This is a genomic window from Kocuria coralli, from assembly GCF_008831305.1.
GTDB lineage: Bacteria > Actinomycetota > Actinomycetes > Actinomycetales > Micrococcaceae > Kocuria > Kocuria coralli.
Genome location: NZ_ML708612.1, coordinates 106,598 through 126,704, shown reverse-complemented (window position 1 = coordinate 126,704; position 20,107 = coordinate 106,598). Strand labels below are relative to the sequence as shown.

At 70.3% G+C, this 20,107-nt stretch carries 16 protein-coding genes; 13 read left to right on the top strand and 3 right to left on the bottom strand.

Annotated elements, in window-relative coordinates:
- Window positions 1-86 precede the first annotated feature (86 nt).
- The 8 genes from FCK90_RS03815 to hemW all read left to right on the top strand — a co-directional run bounded on the left by FCK90_RS03815 (window position 87) and on the right by hemW (window position 9,826).
- Window positions 87-1,289, top strand: coding sequence for a polyprenyl synthetase family protein (locus FCK90_RS03815; RefSeq protein WP_246179958.1), 1,203 nt, complete (start codon window positions 87-89; stop codon window positions 1,287-1,289).
- A gap of 26 nt (window positions 1,290-1,315) precedes the next feature.
- Complete coding sequence (locus FCK90_RS03810; protein ID WP_246179957.1) at window positions 1,316-2,335, top strand: phytoene/squalene synthase family protein; 1,020 nt, start codon at window positions 1,316-1,318, stop codon at window positions 2,333-2,335.
- Window positions 2,332-4,026 carry a phytoene desaturase family protein gene (gene crtI / locus FCK90_RS03805; protein WP_158032969.1) on the top strand — a complete coding sequence of 565 codons (1,695 nt, stop codon included), beginning with the start codon at window positions 2,332-2,334 and terminating at the stop codon, window positions 4,024-4,026. Before FCK90_RS03810 ends, crtI begins: the two co-directional genes overlap by 4 nt.
- On the top strand, window positions 4,023-4,391 hold the full coding sequence (locus FCK90_RS03800) for a lycopene cyclase domain-containing protein (protein ID WP_158032968.1): 369 nt from the start codon (window positions 4,023-4,025) through the stop codon (window positions 4,389-4,391). Before crtI ends, FCK90_RS03800 begins: the two co-directional genes overlap by 4 nt.
- Window positions 4,388-5,560: a prenyltransferase gene (locus FCK90_RS03795; protein WP_158032967.1), complete on the top strand. Its 1,173-nt coding sequence runs from the start codon at window positions 4,388-4,390 to the stop codon at window positions 5,558-5,560. Before FCK90_RS03800 ends, FCK90_RS03795 begins: the two co-directional genes overlap by 4 nt.
- Before the next feature lie 170 nt (window positions 5,561-5,730).
- Entirely contained in the window at window positions 5,731-7,581 is a 1,851-nt protein-coding gene (gene lepA, locus FCK90_RS03790; RefSeq protein ID WP_158032966.1) for a translation elongation factor 4, read from the top strand.
- 3 nt (window positions 7,582-7,584) lie between these two features.
- Window positions 7,585-8,466: a protein phosphatase 2C domain-containing protein gene (locus FCK90_RS03785; RefSeq protein ID WP_158032965.1), complete on the top strand. Its 882-nt coding sequence runs from the start codon at window positions 7,585-7,587 to the stop codon at window positions 8,464-8,466.
- 118 nt (window positions 8,467-8,584) lie between these two features.
- Entirely contained in the window at window positions 8,585-9,826 is a 1,242-nt protein-coding gene (gene hemW, locus FCK90_RS03780; protein WP_158032964.1) for a radical SAM family heme chaperone HemW, read from the top strand.
- Window positions 9,827-9,879: 53 nt separating this feature from the next.
- Here the strand turns inward: hemW and FCK90_RS03775 are convergent, their stop codons facing one another.
- Window positions 9,880-10,542 carry a DUF4870 domain-containing protein gene (locus FCK90_RS03775; RefSeq protein ID WP_158032963.1) on the bottom strand — a complete coding sequence of 221 codons (663 nt, stop codon included), beginning with the start codon at window positions 10,540-10,542 and terminating at the stop codon, window positions 9,880-9,882.
- A 309-nt stretch (window positions 10,543-10,851) separates the two neighbouring features.
- On the bottom strand, window positions 10,852-11,724 hold the full coding sequence (locus tag FCK90_RS03770; RefSeq protein WP_158032962.1) for a DUF3097 domain-containing protein: 873 nt from the start codon (window positions 11,722-11,724) through the stop codon (window positions 10,852-10,854).
- Between the two features lie 278 nt (window positions 11,725-12,002).
- Here FCK90_RS03770 and hrcA point away from each other — a divergent pair, with 278 nt between their 5' ends.
- The 5 genes from hrcA (at window position 12,003) to FCK90_RS03745 (ending at window position 18,830) form a co-directional block, all read left to right on the top strand.
- On the top strand, window positions 12,003-13,016 hold the full coding sequence (gene hrcA, locus FCK90_RS03765; RefSeq protein ID WP_158032961.1) for a heat-inducible transcriptional repressor HrcA: 1,014 nt from the start codon (window positions 12,003-12,005) through the stop codon (window positions 13,014-13,016).
- Window positions 13,017-13,125: 109 nt separating this feature from the next.
- On the top strand, window positions 13,126-14,286 hold the full coding sequence (gene dnaJ / locus FCK90_RS03760; RefSeq protein ID WP_158032960.1) for a molecular chaperone DnaJ: 1,161 nt from the start codon (window positions 13,126-13,128) through the stop codon (window positions 14,284-14,286).
- A complete protein-coding gene (locus tag FCK90_RS03755; RefSeq protein WP_158032959.1) occupies window positions 14,283-15,050 on the top strand; it encodes a 16S rRNA (uracil(1498)-N(3))-methyltransferase in 768 nt (255 codons plus the stop codon). The genes dnaJ and FCK90_RS03755 overlap by 4 nt, the downstream gene beginning before the upstream one ends.
- Window positions 15,051-15,089: 39 nt before the next feature.
- Entirely contained in the window at window positions 15,090-17,372 is a 2,283-nt protein-coding gene (locus FCK90_RS03750) for a primary-amine oxidase (RefSeq protein ID WP_246179956.1), read from the top strand.
- Between the two features lie 54 nt (window positions 17,373-17,426).
- Window positions 17,427-18,830 carry an aldehyde dehydrogenase family protein gene (locus tag FCK90_RS03745; protein ID WP_158032957.1) on the top strand — a complete coding sequence of 468 codons (1,404 nt, stop codon included), beginning with the start codon at window positions 17,427-17,429 and terminating at the stop codon, window positions 18,828-18,830.
- Between the two features lie 52 nt (window positions 18,831-18,882).
- On the opposite strand, the gene FCK90_RS03740 is transcribed toward FCK90_RS03745, so the two are convergent.
- Complete coding sequence (locus FCK90_RS03740) at window positions 18,883-19,878, bottom strand: GerMN domain-containing protein (RefSeq protein WP_158032956.1); 996 nt, start codon at window positions 19,876-19,878, stop codon at window positions 18,883-18,885.
- Window positions 19,879-20,107: the final 229 nt, after the last annotated feature.

Here is a 20,107-nt window from a genome sequence, read left to right as displayed (position 1 = left end):
GAAGGCCGGGTGCCGTCCGGAGGCCGCTGCGGTTCCAATCCGTGTTGATATTTCGAATTCCGAAATAGTGTGATGCAATGGATTCCGTGACCACAGCCGCCTCTCCCACCACAGCGACGACAGACACGTCGACGTCGTATCCGGCGAACTCAGGGGGTCATCCCGCTCGCGGCGGACGTCCGCCCGATGCTCCGCTCATACCCGGCTATGCGGCCGATGCGGACCGCGCCCTCGATGGATTCCTCCGGGATGCGCAGAAGCGGGCCATCACGCTGTCACCGCGGTTCGCGCACCTGTGGGAGGAGATCGCCCGACTCACCGCCGGCGGCAAACGACTGCGGCCCGCTCTGGTGCAGATGACCGCGCGGGCCTACTCCGGGCAACGCGGCGCGGACGATGACGATCGCGCAAGCCCGGCTTTCCCGCCTTCTCCGTGGCAGGCCGTCGGCGCCGTGGGGGCGGCCTTCGAGCTGCTGCATACGGCTCTGATCATCCACGACGATGTCATCGACCGCGACGACGTCCGGCGGCATGAGCCCACCCTGCATGCCGCAGCGCAGTCCGAGGCGCTCGGAGCGGGGAGCCCGCCCGAGCGGGCCGAGCACCACGGGCGCAGCGTCGCGATCATCGCCGGCGACCTCGCCCTGGCAGGGGCTCACCGGCTCGTGGCCACGGCGGGGCTGCCGGCGGATGTGCTGGACCCCGTGCTGGCACTGCTCGACGAGGCCGTCTTCGCCTCCGCCGCGGGAGAGCTCCTGGACATCGAGAACGCCCTCGGAGTCGACGTTCCACCGGTGGGATCCGTGCTGTCGGCCACGCAGCTGAAGACCTCGGTGTACTCCTTCGAAGCTCCCCTGAAAGCGGGGGCGATCCTGATGGGCGCGCCGTCCGACCAGGTCCGGCAGCTGGGTGCCATCGGCCGTGGTCTGGGCCTGGCCTTCCAGCTGGCCGACGACCTCCTGGGTGTCTTCGGGTCCGGTGAGAGCACGGGGAAGTCGACCGACGGCGACCTCAGGGAGGGCAAGCACACGCTGCTGATCGCGGAGGCCGTGCGCTCCGGCGCCGGCCCCGAGCTGCTGGACCTCCTGAGGGGCGGTGATCCGTCCCCGGAGCAGCTGCAACGCGCCAGGAAGTTGCTGGAGTGCTCGGGAGCCAGGGCGGCGGTAGAAGCCCTGGCGCGTGAATCGGCGGATCAGGCCGTGGCCGTCGCCCGCGCAGCGGATCTGCCCGGCGAGCTGGTGGCCGAGCTGGAATCCACTGCGAAAACCGCGGTGGAGCGGATCCGATGACTCGCCGCATCCCCCGGAGGCACCGCGTGGAGCACAGGATAGAGCGCCGGAGGGAAGATCCCCTGCCGGGAGCGTCCTCCTCCGATTCCGCCTCGGCCGCACGGTACGACCGTGCTGCGAGGGTTTCCGCCGCCACGGTGATCCGGCAGTATTCGACCTCCTTCGGAATGGCCTGCACCCTGCTAGGACGCGAGGTCAGGACGCCGGTCCGCTGCATCTACGCACTGGTCAGGGTGGCCGACGAGATCGTCGACGGCGCCAGCGCGGGGGCCGGCGTGGATCCCGGTGCCGCCCGGCAGCTGCTGGACGACCTGGAACGGGAGACCCTGACGGCCGTGGCGAGCGGTTTCTCCACGAACCTCGTGGTCCATGCCTTCGCCCTGACCTGCCGCCAGGCCGGCATCGGCCCCGACCTCATCCGGCCGTTCTTCGCCTCCATGCGCGCGGACCTCGGCGATGGCGAGCATTGCGCGGATTCGCTGAAGACCTACGTCTACGGCTCGGCCGAGGTGGTCGGCCTGATGTGCCTCCGCGTCTTCCTGGCCGGACGGCCGGTCACCCCGGAGCAGGAGCAGGACTTCGAGCGCGGCGCCAGGCGCCTGGGCGCCGCCTTCCAGAAGGTCAACTTCCTCCGCGACCTCTCCGAGGACTACACCCGCCTGGGGCGGGCCTACCTGCCCGGGACGGTTCGCGGGCAGCTCACCGAGCACGCCAAGGCCGGGTTCCTGGACGAGATCGACGACGACCTCGCCGCCGCGCGCACCGTCATCGACGACCTCCCGTCATCGGCCCGGACCGCGGTGCTCGTGGCCCACGACCTGTTCGCCGAGCTCTCGCACCGGTTGCGGGCGGCCGAGGCCTCCCAGCTGCTCGTCACCCGGGTCCGGGTTCCGGACGGCCGCAAGGTCGCCATCGTGCTCAGGGCGACCACCGCCGGCACGTGGCGGACTCTGACCACGACCGGCGGCAGTCGGCTCCGCGATCCCCGGAATACCCGGGAGCTCCCGCGCCACCGGCGCACCCGCGGCCCGGGGGCCGGCGCATGACCGGCGATTCCCGCGAACGCCGCGCGAGCGCAGCGCCGTGCGGTGCCGGAGGAGAGCGGATCGTCGTCGTCGGCGCCGGTATCGCCGGACTGGCCGTGGCAGGCCTGCTGTCCCGGGACGGCCACCGCGTCACGGTCCTGGAACGCGGTGAGCGCTGCGGCGGACGAGCCGGGCGGTACGAGGTGGACGGCTTCCGGTTCGACACGGGTCCCTCCTGGTACCTCATGCCCGAGGTCTTCGAGCACTTCTTCCGGCTCATGGGCACCTCGACCGGGGAGGCGCTGCGGTTGGAGGCCCTGGATCCGGCCTACCGGGTCTTCGGCGAGAACTACGACGAGCCCTTGGAGATCCGTTCGGACCTGGAGGAGACCGTACGGGTCTTCGAGTCCGTGGAGCCAGGCGCGGGCAAGCGCATCCGGAGGTACCTGGCCTCTGCGGAGAGGACCTACCGGGTGGCAGCCCGGCACTTCCTCTACACGTCCTACGGGTCACCGGCCTCCTTCCTCCAGCTGCTCGACCGGGAGGTCCTGGCACACCTGCCGCAGCTGGCGTACCAGCTGCTGGGCTCCCTGCGGTGGCTGAACCACCGCACGGTCCGGGATACCCGGCTGCGCCAGATCCTGGGCTACCCCGCGGTCTTCCTGGCCACCCAGCCCCGTCGGGCCCCGGCGCTGTACCACCTCATGAGCTACCTGGACCTGGCCGACTCCGTGCAGTACCCCCAGGGCGGTTTCTCCACGATCATCGACGCCGTCGAGGACCTGGCGGCCGGACACGGCGCCCGGATCACACTGGGGGCCGAGGTCACCCGGATCACCACGGACGCCCCTTCCCCGGAAGAGCGCCGTGGTGGGCCTGCGGGGGCCCGGACCCGGCGACGGCGCCCGCGCGGCAGAGCCCGTGTCACGGGCGTGACCTGGCGGGACTCCTCCTCGGGGCGGGAGCACCACGAACCCGCCGACCGCGTGATCAGCGCGGCCGACCTGCACCACACCGAGACGCAGCTGCTGTCCAGGAGCCAGCAGACCTATCCGGAACGCTACTGGGCCCGCCGCCAGACCGGCCCGGGCGCGGTCCTCGTCCTGCTCGGCGTGCGCGGCGAGCTCCCGGAGCTGGCGCACCACAGCCTGATGTTCACCGAGGACTGGGATGAGAACTTCGCCGCGATCTTCGACCAGCCGGGGAGGATCCCCGACCCGGCCTCCATCTACGTCTGCCGGCCCTCGATGACGGATCCCACCGTGGCCCCTGAAGGCCACGAGAACCTGTTCGTCCTGGTCCCGGTCGCCGCCGACGTCGGCATCGGTCACGGAGGCGACGACGGCGGAGGGGCCGCGGGCGTCGAGGACGTCGCCGATCAGGCGATCCGGCAGATCTCCCGATGGGCAGGGATCCCCGACCTGGAGCAGAGGGTGGTGGTGCGCAGGACGATCGGGCCGGCGGACTTCGCGGCGGACTACAACGCATGGCGCGGCAACGTGCTGGGACCGGGGCACACCCTGCGGCAGTCGGCGTTCCTCCGGGGCCGGATGCGCAGCCGCACGATCGACGGCCTGCATTACTGCGGTTCGACCACCGTGCCGGGCATCGGTCTGCCCATGTGCCTGATCAGCGCGGAGAACGTCCTGAAGGACGTTCGGGGGGACACCTCCACGGGTCCGCTGCCCGAGTCGGGGGAGCGGCGGGGATGAGCTTCGCCTACCTGGCCGCGCTACTCGTGAGCCTGGCCGGCATGATCGTCTGGGACGTCCGGGAGAGACTGTTCTTCGCCCGGGATGCCGTGCGCGCCGCCGTGGTCCTGGCCGCGGGGGTGGCCTTCTTCCTGCTGTGGGACATCGCCGGGATCCTGACCGGCATCTTCCTCCACGCCCCCAGCCGGTTCGCCACGGGATGGATGCTGGGGCCGCACATGCCGGTGGAGGAGCCCGTGTTCCTGATCTTCCTCTGCTACCTGACCATGAACCTGGTGCTGTTCTTGGAGCGGGTGCTGCGCGGCGGCCTCCGGGCCGGCCGGCGCGGGAGCGGAGACGATCCGGCGGGGGAGGGGCGCCGATGACCTACCTCGAACTCATGCCGGCCTTCCTCGCCCTGGCCCTGGTGCCCGTGGCCCTGCTGGCCGGTACGCCTCGAGAGGCACCCCGCCGGCGCTGGGCGGCGATGGGCCTGGCCCTGGCGGTCCTGATCGTGCTGACCGTGATCTTCGATTCCCTCATGATCGCCGCCGGCTTCTTCTCTTACGGCGACGGCAGCCTGACCGGCATCACCCTGTGGCTGGCGCCGGTCGAGGACCTGGCCTACGTCCTGGCCGCCGTCGTCCTGCTCCCGGTCCTGTGGTGGGCCCTGGGGCACAGGGGTCATGTCTCCCGCTGCCTGCGGACCTGGCTCGCGACCTCCCGCCCGATCTCCTGGGTGAACACCGCCTACCCCTTCGCCACGGCCTACTGGCTGCTCACGCACTCGGTCGACGCGATCCTGATCGTGGGCTCGCTGTTCTTCCTGATCCCGTACAACCTCATGATGTACGGGATCAACGACGTCTTCGACTACGAATCCGATCTCCGCAACCCCCGCAAGGGCGGCGTGGAGGGGGCGCTCGCGGACCGCTCCGAGCACCGCGGGATCCTGGCCGCCGCAGTGCTCCTGCCCCTGCCCTTCGTGCTGTTCCTCTGGGCCGCCGGCAGTCCGGCCTCCGGCATCGTGCTCGCGGTGAGCCTCTTCGCGGTCCTGGCCTACAGCGTCAAGGGCCTGAGATTCAAGGAGATCCCGTTCCTCGACTCGGCCACCTCGGCCACGCACTTCGTCTCGCCCATGGTCTTCGCCTTCGCCGTGGCCGGGGCGCAGTGGACGGCGACCCTGACTGCCGTCACGGCGGCCTTCTTCCTGTGGGGCATGGCCTCGCAGGCCTTCGGCGCGGTGCAGGACATCCGGGCGGATCGCGCCGGCGGCCTGGCCTCGATCGGCACGGTGCTCGGCGCCCGCCGTACCGTCCTGGCCTCGGCGATCCTGTACGTCGTGGCCGGCCTGAGCCTCCTGCCGGCCCAGTGGCCCGTCCCCGTCGCGGCGCTGTTCGTACTGCCGTACCTGGCCAACCTCGTGCCGTTCCTGACGATCCGCGACGACGACTGCGAGCGCGCCAACACCGGCTGGAAGCGATTCCTGTGGATCAACTACCTCGTGGGTTTCGCGGTGACCATGCTCATGATCCGGTCCCTGCTGCCGGCCTGATCCCGCGCCACCTGCTCGTCCCCGGTGCGGATCATGAGAGACTGTGACACTGATCCGCCCGGGTGGGATGCACGTGCCCCGGCGTCGTCGCGGCCGCATGCCCGCCGACGACGGCCGGAAGGAGTCCGTCCACGCCCGGGAAGCCCCTGAACTGTAGTGAGAGGCCCGCCTTGTCCCCACAGGCCGTCGTTCCGCCGGTGCCGTCGCGCACCGACCCGTCGCTGCTGCGCAACTTCTGCATCATCGCGCACATCGACCACGGCAAGTCCACCCTGGCCGATCGTATGCTGCAGGCGACCGGAGTGGTGACCCCGCGGCAGATGAAGGCGCAGTACCTGGACCGGATGGACATCGAGCGCGAGCGCGGCATCACGATCAAGTCCCAGGCCGTGAGGATGCCGTGGCAGGTCGAGGGGACCGATTTCGCCTTGAACATGATCGACACCCCGGGGCACGTGGACTTCACCTACGAGGTCTCCCGGTCCCTGGCCGCCTGCGAGGGCGCGCTGCTGCTGGTCGATGCCGCCCAGGGGATCGAGGCGCAGACGCTCGCCAACCTGTATCTGGCGCTCGAGAACGACCTGGCCATCATCCCGGTGCTGAACAAGATCGACCTGCCGGCGGCTCAGCCGGAGAAGTACGCCGAGGAACTGGGCAACCTCATCGGCGAGGACCCGGACCGCGTGCTGCGGGTCTCCGGCAAGACCGGTGAGGGCGTCGAGGCCCTCCTGGACCGGATCGTCGCGGAGGTCCCCCCTCCCGTGGGTCAGGCCGATGGGCCGAGCCGGGCCATGATCTTCGATTCCGTCTTCGACACCTACCGCGGCGTGGTCACCTACGTCCGGGTGGTCGACGGTGCCCTGAAGCCGCGCGAGCGCATCCAGATGATGTCCACGGGTGCCGAGCACGAACTGCTGGAGATCGGCGTGATCTCCCCGGAGCCCAAGCCCTCCCAGGGCCTGGGCGTGGGCGAGGTGGGCTACCTGATCACCGGCGTGAAGGACGTCCGCCAGTCCCGCGTGGGCGACACGGTCACCGCCGCCAGCAAGGGTGCCACCGAGGAGCTCGGCGGCTACGAGGACCCCAAGCCCATGGTCTTCTCCGGCCTGTTCCCGATCGACGGCTCCGACTACCCGGCCCTGCGCGACGCCCTGGAGAAGCTGCAGCTCAACGACGCCGCCCTGGTCTGGGAGCCCGAGACCTCCTCGGCGCTGGGCTTCGGGTTCCGCTGCGGCTTCCTGGGGCTCCTGCACCTGGAGATCACCCGCGAGCGGCTGGAGCGCGAGTTCGACCTGGCGCTGATCTCCACGGCGCCGTCGGTGTCCTACGACGTCACCCTGGAGGACAACACGGAGACCGTGGTGACCAATCCGTCGGAGTTCCCCGAGGGGAGGATCAAGGAGATCCGCGAGCCGATGGTCTCCGCCACGGTCCTGGCGCCCTCGGAGTTCGTGGGCACGATCATGGAGCTGTGCCAGTCCAAACGCGGGCAGATGGGCGGGATGGACTACCTCTCCGAGGACCGGGTCGAGCTGCGCTACCGGCTGCCCCTGGCCGAGATCGTGCTGGACTTCTTCGACCAGCTCAAGTCCAGGACCAAGGGCTACGCCTCCCTGGACTGGAAGGCGGACGGAGACCAGGCCGCGGACCTGGTCAAGGTGGACCTGCTCCTCCAGGGAGAGCGCGTGGACGCCTTCTCCGCCATCACGCACAAGGACAAGGCCTACTCCTACGGCGTGATGATGGCGGGCAAGCTCAAGGACCTGATCCCGCGCCAGCAGTTCGAGGTGCCCATCCAGGCGGCCATCGGCTCGCGCATCATCGCCCGCGAGAACATCCGCGCGATGCGCAAGGATGTGCTCTCCAAGTGCTACGGCGGCGACATCTCCCGTAAGCGCAAGCTGCTCGAGAAGCAGAAGGAGGGCAAGAAGCGCATGAAGATGGTGGGCCGCGTGGAGGTGCCCCAGGAGGCCTTCGTGGCCGCGCTGTCCTCCGACGACTCGGCCGACAAGAAGAAGTAGCCTATGCCGGCACACGGATCCGCACCGGTGCGCGCCGTGGTCACCTCCCGTAAACGCCTTCCGGAGGACGCCTGGGGAGCCGTGCGCGGCGACGACGGCACCCTCGCGGTCTGGGTGGTCGACGGCGCCACTCCTCTGGACGCCCGCGACCCCGTGACGGCCAACGCCCAGGTCGCGCATTTCGCGTGGGCGCTGAGCCGTTTCCTGCAGTTCGGGCTGACGAAGGCTCTGCGGCAGGAGCCGTCGTCCGGCGGTCTCACGGGCGAGGAACTTTCCGCCGTGGTCGAGGAGGCCCGGAGGCGGGCGCAGCTCGGTTTCGGCGCACGGTTCGGGCGGGCGGCCTGCCCGACCGCCACCCTGTCGCTGGTGGTGCGTGCCGGCCAGGACCTCCTGGCGTGGAGGATCGGCGACTCACCGCTGTGGATCGAGACGGACGACGGCATCGTGACCGTCACGGACCCGCAGTACGAAGGCGGTGAGGAACGGGTGCTGCAGAGGTGGCGGGAGCTGCGGGCCGGAGGACTCTCCGCCGGGGCCGCCTACCGAGAGGTGCTCGACGGCCAGGCCGCGTCACGACGACGGCGCAACACGCCGGAGGGCCTGTGGATCCTCGGCGGCGACGAGCGGGCCGCAGCGCACGGGAGGCTCCGGCGCCTCCGGGAACCGGCGCCCGCGCGGGTGGCCGTGCTCTCCGACGGGCTGGAGCGCTGCGTGAGCCCGTTCCACCTGGTCACCCGGGAGCAGCTGTTCGACTCCCTGCACGCGGGGACGGCGCTGGACTCAGTCCGTCGCCTGCGTCATGCCGAAGCGGCGGACCCGGCCAGGACGCGGGTCCCCAGGCTGACCGCACATGACGACATCACGGGCGTGGCCGCCGTGCTGTGAACGCCGCCTGCGGGGCCTGGCACCAGAGGGCCCGTGCCGGAGAACCGGCAGCCCCCAGAACCAGGATCCCGGAGATCCGCAACGATCCGCCAGAACGACAGACCCAGGAGACGCCCCCTTGCCTTCCCTTCCCGACGGCGACCCCGCCCCGGCGGACGGGCTGCTGCCGCCCAGCGTGCTCGCCGGCGCAGAGGACCGTGCCCTGAGCCTCTACGTCCACGTCCCGTTCTGCTCGGTGCGGTGCGGATACTGCGACTTCAACACCTATACCGCCCTGGAGCTCGGCCCTGACGTCTCCCAGGAGGCCTACCACCTCGACGCCGAGCGGGAGGTTGGGTTCGCCGCTCGGGTGCTGGCCTCCTCCGGGCTGCCCCGGCGCCCCCTGCACACGGTCTTCTTCGGCGGCGGAACCCCCACCCGGCTGCCGGCCGCCCACCTCACCCGGATCCTCGCGGTCGCCCGGGAGGAGTTCGGGCTCGACGACGGCGCCGAGATCACCACCGAGGCGAACCCCGATTCCGTGACGGCGCAGGATCTGCAGGTGCTGGCGGACGGTGGGTTCACCAGGGTGTCCTTCGGCATGCAGTCCGCCGTCCCGCAAGTCCTCAAGACCCTGGACCGGACCCACGACCCCCGCAACGTCCCCAGGGCCGTGCAGTGGGCCAAGGACGCGGGTCTGTCCGTCAGCGTGGACCTCATCTACGGCACGCCGGGGGAGTCGCTGGCCGACTGGGAGCGATCCGTGACCGAGGCGATCTCCTATGCGCCCGACCATCTCAGCGCGTACTCCCTGATCGTGGAGGAGGGCACCAAGATGCACTCCCAGATGCGTCGCGGCGTGGTGGCGCCCATCGATCCCGACGACCAGGCGGAGAAGTACGAGCTGGCCGACGACCTGCTGGCCCGGGCGGGTTTCACCTGGTACGAGATCTCCAACTGGTCGCGTGCGGCCCAGGGCCGCACGGCCACCGAGAACCGCTCCGCCCACAACCTGGCCTACTGGCACAACCAGGACTGGTGGGGGATCGGCCCGGGTGCGCACAGCCACGTGGGCGGGGTGCGCTGGTGGAACCGGAAGCACCCCATGCCGTATACGACCGCCGTCAGGGCGGGGGAGTCACCGGCCGTGGGGCGGGAGACCCTGGACGATGACACCAGGCGATTCGAGCGCATCATGCTCGAGACGCGTATCGCCGACGGACTGTCGATCGGCGTGCTGGACAGCCAGGCCCGCCAGCAGATCGCGCCGCTGGTGGCCGAAGGACTGATCGACGGCCGGGAGGCCCTGGGCGGCCACGTGGTGCTCACCCTCACGGGGCGGCTCCTGGGCGATGCGGTGGTCCGCCGCCTCGTGACCTGAGCGCTCTACTGGACCAGCCGGCTGTAGCGTGCCGCTCTGCGCAGCGGCATGGCTCAGCCCTTGTCGTTCTCCGCGCCGGCCCCGTCCCGGGTGTCCCGGGCGCCGGAAACATTGACGATCTCCCCGGTGGCCGTCATGGGCCCGCTCGACGCGCGTGCGGCCTTGCGCTCGGCGCGCCGGCGGGTCAGGAGGTCGTAGAAGTAGGTGTTGTAGCGGTAGACGCACGGACGGCCCTTGTTCACGACGATGGCCCCGTGCAACGAGAACACGGCCAGGAACAGCCAGGCCGCCGCCGCCAGGAGGGCGAAGATCCAGCCCAGGTAGGGGATGAAGGCCAGCAGCAGGCACGCGATGATGACCAGGGTGGGCACGATCGTGAAGTTCGCCGCCTCCAGGGATTCCTGCTCCGTGAACCGCGCCCGCCCGCGGGACCACCGGTGGATCACCATGCTCGGCAGGCATCCGGCGATGCCCAGCATATGGCTCAGCGTGGCCAGCTGCTGGTCGTCGGAGACGCTGATCGGCCTGGGGCGGGCGGAGAGTCCCTCGAACGGGGTCTGCCGGTTGTCCCGGTCGTCGTCGTACTCCGGGTCGTACCCCGTATCGTGCTCGAGATCGGCCTCGCCGTCCTGCGGGGCGGGGTGGCCCGATGGACTCGGCTCGTCCTGGGAGGGGTCCTCATCGCCGGGTCGTCGGCTGCTGGTCGAAACGGCCACGGTATACCTTCGTGCTCAAGATCGCCGGCCGGCGATCATGCGGACTCCGCTGCGGCAGTGGTCCCGGGGAGCTCGCGCCGACCGATGCGGCGGCCATGCCGAGGGGAGAGCAGCGAAATGTTCAGGCCCGAGCTTACCCGCCGACCGGCCTCCGATGGCGCAGGCGGCGGCCGGCAGGCCGGGAACCGGCCCGCGGTTCAGCCGTGTGACGTCGCGATGTAACCCTGCGATGTGGTCCCGCGCGATGTCGCCACGATGCGACGGAACGACCCTGTGGCCCAGCTCAGGGGTCTGAGGCGGCGATGCCGCTCAGCGGCCGGCCTGGTCCGGAACCGTGACGAAGTCGATGAGCTCTTCCACCCTTCCCAGCAGCTGAGGCTCCAGGTGCGCATAGGAGTCCACGGTGGACAGGATGCGGCTCCAGGCGCGCCCGATGTCCTCCGGGGTGGAGTGCGGCCAGCCCAGGCCGCGGCAGATCCCCGTCTTCCAGTCCGTGGCGCGCGGCACGTGAGGCCAGGCGGGGATGCCCAGAGCGGAGGGCTTCACGGACTGCCAGATGTCGATGTAGGGATGTCCCAGGACCAGCACGTTGCCCGGTGCGGAGGCGACCTGCATGACCTGGGCCGCGATACGCGACTCCTTGGACCCCTCCACCAGATGGTCCACCAGGATGCCCAGGCGCCTGGACGGACCCGGCTCGAAGTCCCGGACGGCTGCCGGGAGGTCGTCCACGCCGTGCAGCGGCTCCACCACGATGCCCTCGACCGCGAGGTCGTGACCCCAGACCTTGGCCACCAGCTCGGCGTCGTGCTTGCCCTCCACCCAGATCCGCGAGGCCAGGGCGGTCCGGGCCCGGAAGCCCTCGACCTCGACGGACCCGGAGCGGGTGCGGCGCGGCTTGGCGGGCGCGGCCCTGCGCTGCGGTTCTGCGGCGATCACGGGCTGTCCCTCGTGGAGGAAGCCCGGTCCCAGGGGAAAGGCGCGGATCTTGCCCCGGCGGTCCTCGAGGCTCATGACCCGCATGCCCCCGATGGTCTCCAGGGAGACCACGGCGCCCACCCAGCCCGTGGAGACCTCCTCCAGGACCATGCCACGGGCGACGGGAAGCGGCCGGGCCTGGGGCCCCCTGCGCTGGGCGGCGAGGTCCTCGAGGCTGCGCGGGCCCCATGACGGATCGGACAAGGACGCCTCCTGGGGAAGAGCTGGGGAAGTGATCGGGAAGAGATCGGAAGGGACACGACGGAAGCCGCCGGCGTCGCTCGGTCCGTGCCCCGGCGAGACGGCCGGGCACGAGAATCAGCCGCGAGCGTAGCAAGTCACCGGCATCGCGACCGCGAGGGACGCGGAGCGTTAGACTCATTGGCACTGTCGACCCTAGAGTGCCAATGTATTCATGAGCGCGTGTCATCGGCACGTCGCCATGAGCGCACCCGCGATGCCTTCCTAAGGAGAGGACCGGCTTGGATCATCCACGACGCCTTCAAGTCCTGCAGGCCATCGTGGACGACTATGTCCACTCCCGGGAACCGGTGGGCTCCCAGGCCCTCGTCGAGCGCCATAAGCTCGGCGTCTCCTCGGCCACCGTTCGCAACGACATGGGAGCGCTCGAGGACGCGGGCCTGATCATGGCCCCCCACACCAGTGCCGGGCGCATCCCCACCGAGAAGGGCTACCGGACCTTCGTCGACCAGATCACCTCGCTCAAACCGCTGTCCGCTCCGGAGCGCCGGGCCATCCGCACCCTCCTGGAGGGCGCGGAGGACATCGACGACGTCATGGAGCGCACGGTCCGCCTGCTGGCCCAGCTGACCCACCAGGTCGCCGTCGTCCAGTACCCGACGGTCAAGGCCACGACCGTGCGCCATGTCGAACTCGTCCGGATGGACGAGCATCAGGTGCTGGTGGTGCTGATCCCGACCGACGGCCGGGTGGCCCAGCGGGTGATCACCCTCGGTGAGCCGACCTCGGAGGCCTCGGTCCTGGACGCCAGGCTGCGGATCCTCGCGAGCGTGACCGGGCGCAGCGTGGTCCAGGCCATACCCGCCATCTCGGCGGCGGCGCTGGAGGCCCCCTCCGCCGAGCGCCCCATCATGCTGGCCGTGGCGGAGGCGCTCCAAGGACTCGCGGCGATCAGCTCCGAGCAGCGGATGGTGATGGCGGGAACGGCGAACCTGGCCAACGCCACCCGGGACTTCGCCCGTACAATCGGCCCGGTGCTCGAAGCCCTCGAGGAGCAGGTGGCCCTGTTGCGCCTGCTCTCGGAGATGCAGCAGGACGAACGCGGCATCGCCGTGCGGATCGGCGCCGAGGATGCCTCCGACCCCCTCGTGGAGACCGCCGTGGTCGCCACGGGCTACGGTCCGCAGGAAAGTGCGAAGCTGGGGGTCCTGGGACCCACCAGGATGGACTACCCCTCGACCATGGCGGCCGTGCGCGCGGTGGCCCGGTACCTCTCGCGGGTCCTGGGCCCATGAGCCGCCAGCGGGGACGGCCACCGCGGCCGCCCCGGCGCGCTTCCCTCGGGGGAGCCGTCCCAGCGCCGCTTTCGAAACCACTACTGAACGACGACGAACGGACTAATCGGTGAGCGATCACTACCAGACTTTGGGCGTGTCCCGGGATGCCAGTGCCGAGGAGATCAAGCGCGCCTACCGTAAGAAGGCCCGTACCCTCCATCCGGACGTGAATCCTTCCCCGGACGCCGCTGATGAGTTCAAGCGCGTGGCGCACGCCAACGACGTGCTGTCCGACCCGGAGAAGCGGCGCATCTACGACGCCACCGGCGACGAGAACGGGCAGAGCGGCTTCGGTGCGGGCGGATTCGGCGGAGCCGGGGGCTTCGGCGGGTTCAGCGATATCTTCGACGCCTTCTTCCAGGGCGCGGGCGGCCAGCAGGGCCCCAAGTCCCGTACCCGCCAGGGCCAGGACGCCCTGATCACCGAGCGCATCTCCCTGCAGGAAGCCGTGTTCGGCACCGACAAGCGGATCACGGTGGACACCGCCGTGGTGTGCCCCGAGTGCAACGGGTCGTGCTGCCAGCCCGGCACCGAGCCCACGCAGTGCGATATCTGCGGCGGCGCGGGCCAGGTCCGCCAGCCGATCCGCTCCCCTCTGGGCACCGTGATGACCGTCGCCCCCTGCAACGCCTGCCAGGGCTTCGGAACCGTCATCAAGAACCCGTGCCAGGAGTGCTACGGCCAGGGCCGGGTCCGGGACAAGCGCCAGCTCAACGTCAAGATCCCCGCCGGTGTCCGCACCGGCACCCGGATCCGGCTGAGCGGCCAGGGCGAGGCCGGGACCGCGGGCGGCCCCAACGGCGACCTCTACGTGGAGACCCGCGTCCAGAGCGACCCCAGCTTCCGCCGCGACGGCGACGACCTGCACCTGGTCGTCCGCGTCCCCATGGTGGCCGCCACCCTGGGCACCACGCTGAAGATCGACACCTTCGACGGTCCGCAGGAGGTCCCCGTGGAGGCCGGGACGCAGTCCGGCCGGACACGCGTCCTGCCGGGGCTGGGCGCGGGCAAGCTCAACAGCAGGGACGGGGCGCGCGGCAACCTGGTGGTGCACCTGGAGATCGAGACGCCCACCGACCTCGACGACCAGCAGCGCTCCTTGCTCGAGCAGCTCGCGGAGCTGCGCGGCGAGCAGAGCCATACCGGTACCGCCGTGAGCACCTCGAACGAGCGCGGCCACGGGGGCGGCTTCTTCTCCCGTCTCCGGGACCGGTTCGCCGAGCAGTGAGCCTCCCGGTCTTCCGGTCGGACGGCCCGCTGGGCGGCGTGGCGGCCGGCGATACCGTCACGCTGACGGGCCCCGAGGCCCGGCATGCGACCACCGTCCGGCGCTTGCGATCCGGGGAGGCGCTGGACCTGGTCGACGGGCAGGGCCACCGTGTCACGGGGCTGCTCCGGGAGACGGGCAAGGATTTCCTGGCCCTGGAGGCCACGGATGTGAGCCGCACCCCGGAGCGCGCACCGCGACTGGCCCTGGTCCAGGCGCTGGCCAAGGGCGACCGGGACCTCCAGGCCGTCGAGGCCTGCACGGAGCTGGGCGTCGACGCCGTGACGCCCTGGCAGGCCGAGCGCTCCGTGGCGCGCTTCCGCCCGGACAGGGCGGAGAAGCAGCTGGAGAAGTGGCGCAACACCGTCGTCGCGGCCGCCAAGCAGTCGCGGCGGAGCCTCTGGCCGGTGCTGCGCGACCCGGTGGACTCGGCGAGCCTCGCGGCACTGATCGGCGAGGAGACCGGGACCCTGTGGCTCGTGCTGCACGAGAGCGCATCGGCCTCCCTGCCCGCCGTTCTCGACGAACTCGGTGAGACCGCCCTGGGGGCCTCTTCGATCGCCGTCATCGTCGGCCCCGAAGGCGGTATCAGCGACCGGGAGGCGGAGATGTTCCGCGCGGCCGGCGCGCGCGTGGTCGGCCTGGGTCCTGAGGTGCTGCGGTCCTCGACGGCCGGTGCGGCGGCTGCCGCCGTCCTCAGCGTCGCGACCGGCCGGTGGGCATAGGAGTCGCTGAGCCTAATCCAGGACGGGCGCGAGGTCCGCATGCGACCCGGGGACCTGGCCTTCCCGAGTCCGCTCGTGCTCGCCTCGCCCGCGCGAGTGCCGCCGGGCTTCGTGCTGATCCACCGCCGGCAGATGCGCGTGACATCCGGCGAGTCCGTTGCGCAGACGGCGTCCTCAGCCCATTGCTCAGCACCCACGGACAAGTCCCCGGTGATCGAGGTGACCTATGGTGAGGATCACATACCGGACTCGATGAGGACTCCCATGACACACCAGCCCGACACCACGCACACCCACGGGAAGCGCGTCAGCACGCCGCTCGATGCGGTGCACCCGCTGGATCCGCTGAACGCCTCCGAGATCACCTCGGTGCGGGAGACGCTCGAACGAGCCGGTCACCTGACGGAGCACGTGCGCATGGCGATGCTGTTGCCGGTCGACCCTCCCAAGGCCACGCTCGCGGCATGGGTCCCGGGCGAGCCATTCGAACGGCGGGCCAGCGCGACGCTCCTGGACCGCTCCGACGGAACGCACACCGAGGTCCTGGTCTCGATCACGGAGGAGAAGGTCGTCGAGGCGAACGAGCTGCCCTCCACGCCCGAGCGCGGCCAGGCGGCGGTGCTGATGGAGGAGTTCTTCGAGGTCGCCGATATCGTGAAGGCCGACGCCGGATGGCGGGCGGCGATGGAGCGGCGCGGTCTCGCGGACTACATCGAGACCTGCTTCTGCTCGCCCCTGGCCCCCGGCTACTTCCCGGATGAGACCGAGGACGGCAGCCGCCGTTACCTGCGCTCGCTCACCTACCTGGTCCCGAACGAGGGCGACAGCCCGTGGGCCCACCCGGTCGAGGGACTCATCGTCAAGGTCGACATGATCGAGCGCAAAGTCTTCAAGGTCCACGACGAAGGCGACGTGGCAACCCCGACCAAGCACGGCAACTACTCGATCGAGGCGCAGGGGCCGGCCCGGACGAGCCTCAAGCCGATCGAGATCACCCAGCCGGAGGGGCCGAGCTTCTCGGTCGAGGCCAACGTCGTGCGCTGGGAGAACTGGACGTTGCACGTCGGCTTCAACTCCCGCGAAGGACTGGTGCTGAGCGACATCACCTGGCGGGACGGGACGGAGGACCGCCCGGTGATCACCCGGGCGAGCGTTCCCGAGATGGTGGTGCCCTACGGCGACGTCGACGAGACGCGCTACTGGGTGAGCTACTTCGACGCGGGGGAGTACCTGCTCGGACGCAACGCCAACCCGCTCGCGCTCGGATGCGACTGTCTCGGCGTCATCCACTACTTCGACGGCTTCGTGAACGACGACCTCGGCCACCCCGTCAAGCTCGACCAGGTCATCTGCATGCACGAAGAGGACTACGGCATCCAGTGGAAGCACACCGACCTGGACGGGAAGCCGGACACCAGGCGCAGCCGCCGCCTGGTGATCAGCTACTTCGCGACGATCGGCAACTACGACTACGGCTTCTTCTGGTACTTCTACCTCGACGGCTCGATCCAGGTGGAGGCGAAGGCGACCGGCGTCGTGTTCGGAGGCTCGGGCGTGCCGGGGACGGACAATCCCTTCAACACCGAGATCTCGCCCGGGCTCTTCACGCCCGTGCACCAGCACATCTTCTCGGCCCGACTGGACGTCGCGATCGACGGCGAGGACAACACCCTCCACGAGATCGGCGTGGTCCCGCTGCCCACGGGCCCGCTCAACCGGCGCGGAAACGCGTTCACGTGGTCGGACAGGAAGCTGACCTGCGAGCAGGACGCGCAGCGGATGGCCGACGGCCTCACCGGCCGCGTCTGGGAGGTCCGCAGCGCCCATCGGAAGAACTACGTCGGCAAGCCCACGGGCTACCGGCTGATCCCCGAGGGCAAGCCGGTCCTTCTCGCGCAGCCCGACTCGACGGTGTTCGCCCGCGCCAACTTCGCGACCAAGCATCTGTGGGGCACCCGGTACGCCGAGGACGAGCGCTATCCCGCCGGCACCTTCCCGAGCCAGAGCAGCGGCTGGCAGGGGCTGCCGGCCTGGACGAAGGCGAACCGCAGCCTGGACGGCGAGGACATCGTCCTGTGGCACCAGTTCGGCCCGACCCACCTGCCCCGGACCGAGGACTGGCCGGTCATGCCCGTGGACTACTCGGGCTTCTGGTTCAAGCCGCACGGCTTCCTCGATCAGAACCCGACGATGGACCTGCCCGAGGACGCACGGGCGGCCTGCGGGACCGGGGGAGCGGGATGCTGCGCGGACGGCACCTGCGGGTGCTGCTCCGACGGCTGCAACTGCGGCAATGCCGACGGGTGCGCCTGCGGCAAGTAGCGCAGGAGCAGCCCGATACTTCCCTCGTGAGACGCACCGTGAAGGAGAACCACCATGCACACCTATGACACCCTGCTCGAGGCCATCACCGTCGACGACGGGCGCGAGATCTTCGACCCTGCCACCGGGGACCTGATCGGGCGGGTGCCCGAGCATACCGCGGCCGACGTCGACGCCGCGATCGAGCGCGCGGAAGCCGCCCAGAAGAGCTGGGCCGCTTTGAGCGACGACGAGCGCGTCGCCTACCTGAACCGGGCTGCCGACGCGATCGACGAGAACGCCGAGGCGCTCGCGGAACTGCTCTCGCGCGAGCAGGGCAAGCCCCTGAACGGGCCGAATGCGCGCTTCGAGGTCGGCGGATGCGCCGCCTGGACGCGGGTGCCCGCCGGCACACCGCTGCCGGTCGAGGTCGTGGTCGACGACGGCGAGACCTACGCCGAGATGCACTACCGGCCGCTCGGCGTCGTCGGGGCGATCACGCCGTGGAACTGGCCCATGATGATCGCGATCTGGCAGATCGTCCCGTCGCTGCGGATGGGCAACACCGTGGTGTCGAAGCCCTCGGAGCACACGCCGCTCTCGGGCCTCGCCATCACCCACGTGCTGAACTCCGTGCTGCCCGAGGGGGTCCTGAACACGGTCGTCGGCGGGGGCAAGCTCGGCGCTCGCATCGTCGAGAGCGAGCGGATCGCCAAGATCATGTTCACCGGCTCGACCCGCACCGGCAAGCGGATCATCGAGGCGAGCTCCGGGAACATCAAGCGGCTGACCCTCGAGCTCGGCGGCAACGATGCCGGCATCGTGCTTGACGACGCCGACCCGAAGGCCATCGCGGAAGGGCTGTTCTGGGGGGCGTTCATCAACACGGGCCAGACGTGCGCGGCGCTCAAGCGCCTCTACGTTCCCGACTCGCTCTACGACGAGGTGGTCGAGGCTCTCGCCGAGGTGGCCCGCAGCATGCCGATGGGGCATGGCCTCGACGAGCAGAACGTCCTCGGGCCCCTTCAGAACCAGATGCAGTTCGACGTGGTCGACCGTCTGGTCAAGGCCGCCACGGCCTCCGACGCCCGTGTGGTGATCGGTGCCGATCCCGACTACGACGCCCCCGGTTACTTCTACCCGACGACGCTCATCGCCGAGATCGATCCCCGGAACGACCTCGTCCGAGAGGAGCAGTTCGGGCCGGTGCTGCCGATCATCCGCTACACCGACCTGGAAGATGCGATCGCGCAGGCCAACGACCTGGAGGTGGGGCTCGGCGGGTCGGTCTGGTCCTCGGACCGCGAGCGGGCGCGCGAGGTGGCGGCGCGCATCCAGGCCGGGACCGTGTGGATCAACTCGCACGGCACCATCAATCCGTTCGTGCCGTTCGGCGGCGCGAAGCAGTCCGGCTACGGCCAGGAGTTCGGCGTCGCCGGGCTGAAGGCGGTCGCGCAGCCGCAGGTGATCCAGGGCTGACGGTCCCGGGGCCGGCGGGGGCGTTGCGTGCCTACCGCGGCAACGGCAGCGGTCAGCCCTCTGCCACGACGCGGTCGGCCTCCGCGCCCACGGCGAACAGGTGGTCGTCGGTCACCGGGTTTCCGTCGCGGTCGGTCGCGGTGAGGGTGATCACGTAGCGTCCCGCGTCCAGGTCGGCCTCGACGGCCACCTCCGTCTGGCGGGCGGGGGCCGGGGCGCTGTCGAGGTGCTCGCGATGCAGGAACTCCCGCTCGGACGCGCCTACGCGGGTGATCGTCACCACGGCATCGGTCAGGTCGCTGTCGAAACGGCCCGTGAACCGCACCTGACCGGGGCTCAGGCCCGGGGCGGGCTGATCGAGACTCAGGCGGGCCAGGGAGCCGGGTTCCGCGTTCTGGGCGTCGGGAAGCTCATAGGATCCGAAGACCGTCTGCTCTCCGGCGCCGTCGACGAGGATCCGCACGCCCGGATCGGCGTCCTGGCCGACCAGCCCGGCTTCCTTGGCGGCCGCCACGGCGGTGTGGGTCACCTGCTGGACCGCCAGGCGCGCCTGCGCCTCCTCCAGGTGCCGTGAGACCGCCGAGGACGGCAGGTCGATCGTGATCGTGTCAGCCGTGAAGGACGTCCCCACGTGCGATACCGGGCGCCAGAGCGTTCTGTAGTCGCCATCCGTCGGCTGGGCCTGGGTCATGGCGAGCACGGCCGTCTCGATGGGGTCGGCGGTGGAAGGGCTCTCGACGCGCAAGGTCTCCCGGAACAACCGCTGCGACTGCGTATCCGCTCCGGACCAGTACACGGGCGAATAGGTCTGGGACAGCACCGAGCTGGGCTCACGGCTCGTGTCCAAGGTCACCGAGCCGGCCTGTGGCGCCCCCTCGGGCTCACCCGGTGAACTGCAGGCGACCAGGGTGAGGACGGCGACGACCCCGGCCCCCACCACGGTCTTGAGATTGCGGCGGCCTCTTCCCGTCGCCGGGGACGCATGGCGTCCGGGGATCGCATGTGCTTCCCGATCCGGCGACGCTACGAAGTCATCGCGAACAGCCACGCAACCTCCTTCTCCTCGTCTGCCTGCCTTGTCTACCTTTGTCTGTCTTGCGGGTCTCGTCACGGATGCGAGCGCGTGGGGCCCGATCGCCGGCCCGCGCGGACGAGCCGCCTTCCGTGGGCGGCGCCCGGAGAGGGCTCGCGGGGGGCGCACAACGCTGCTCAGCGAAACATACGGGCCTCCGGGCTTGCACCCCCAGACCGGTGAAATCGGAGGACCGATACCAAAT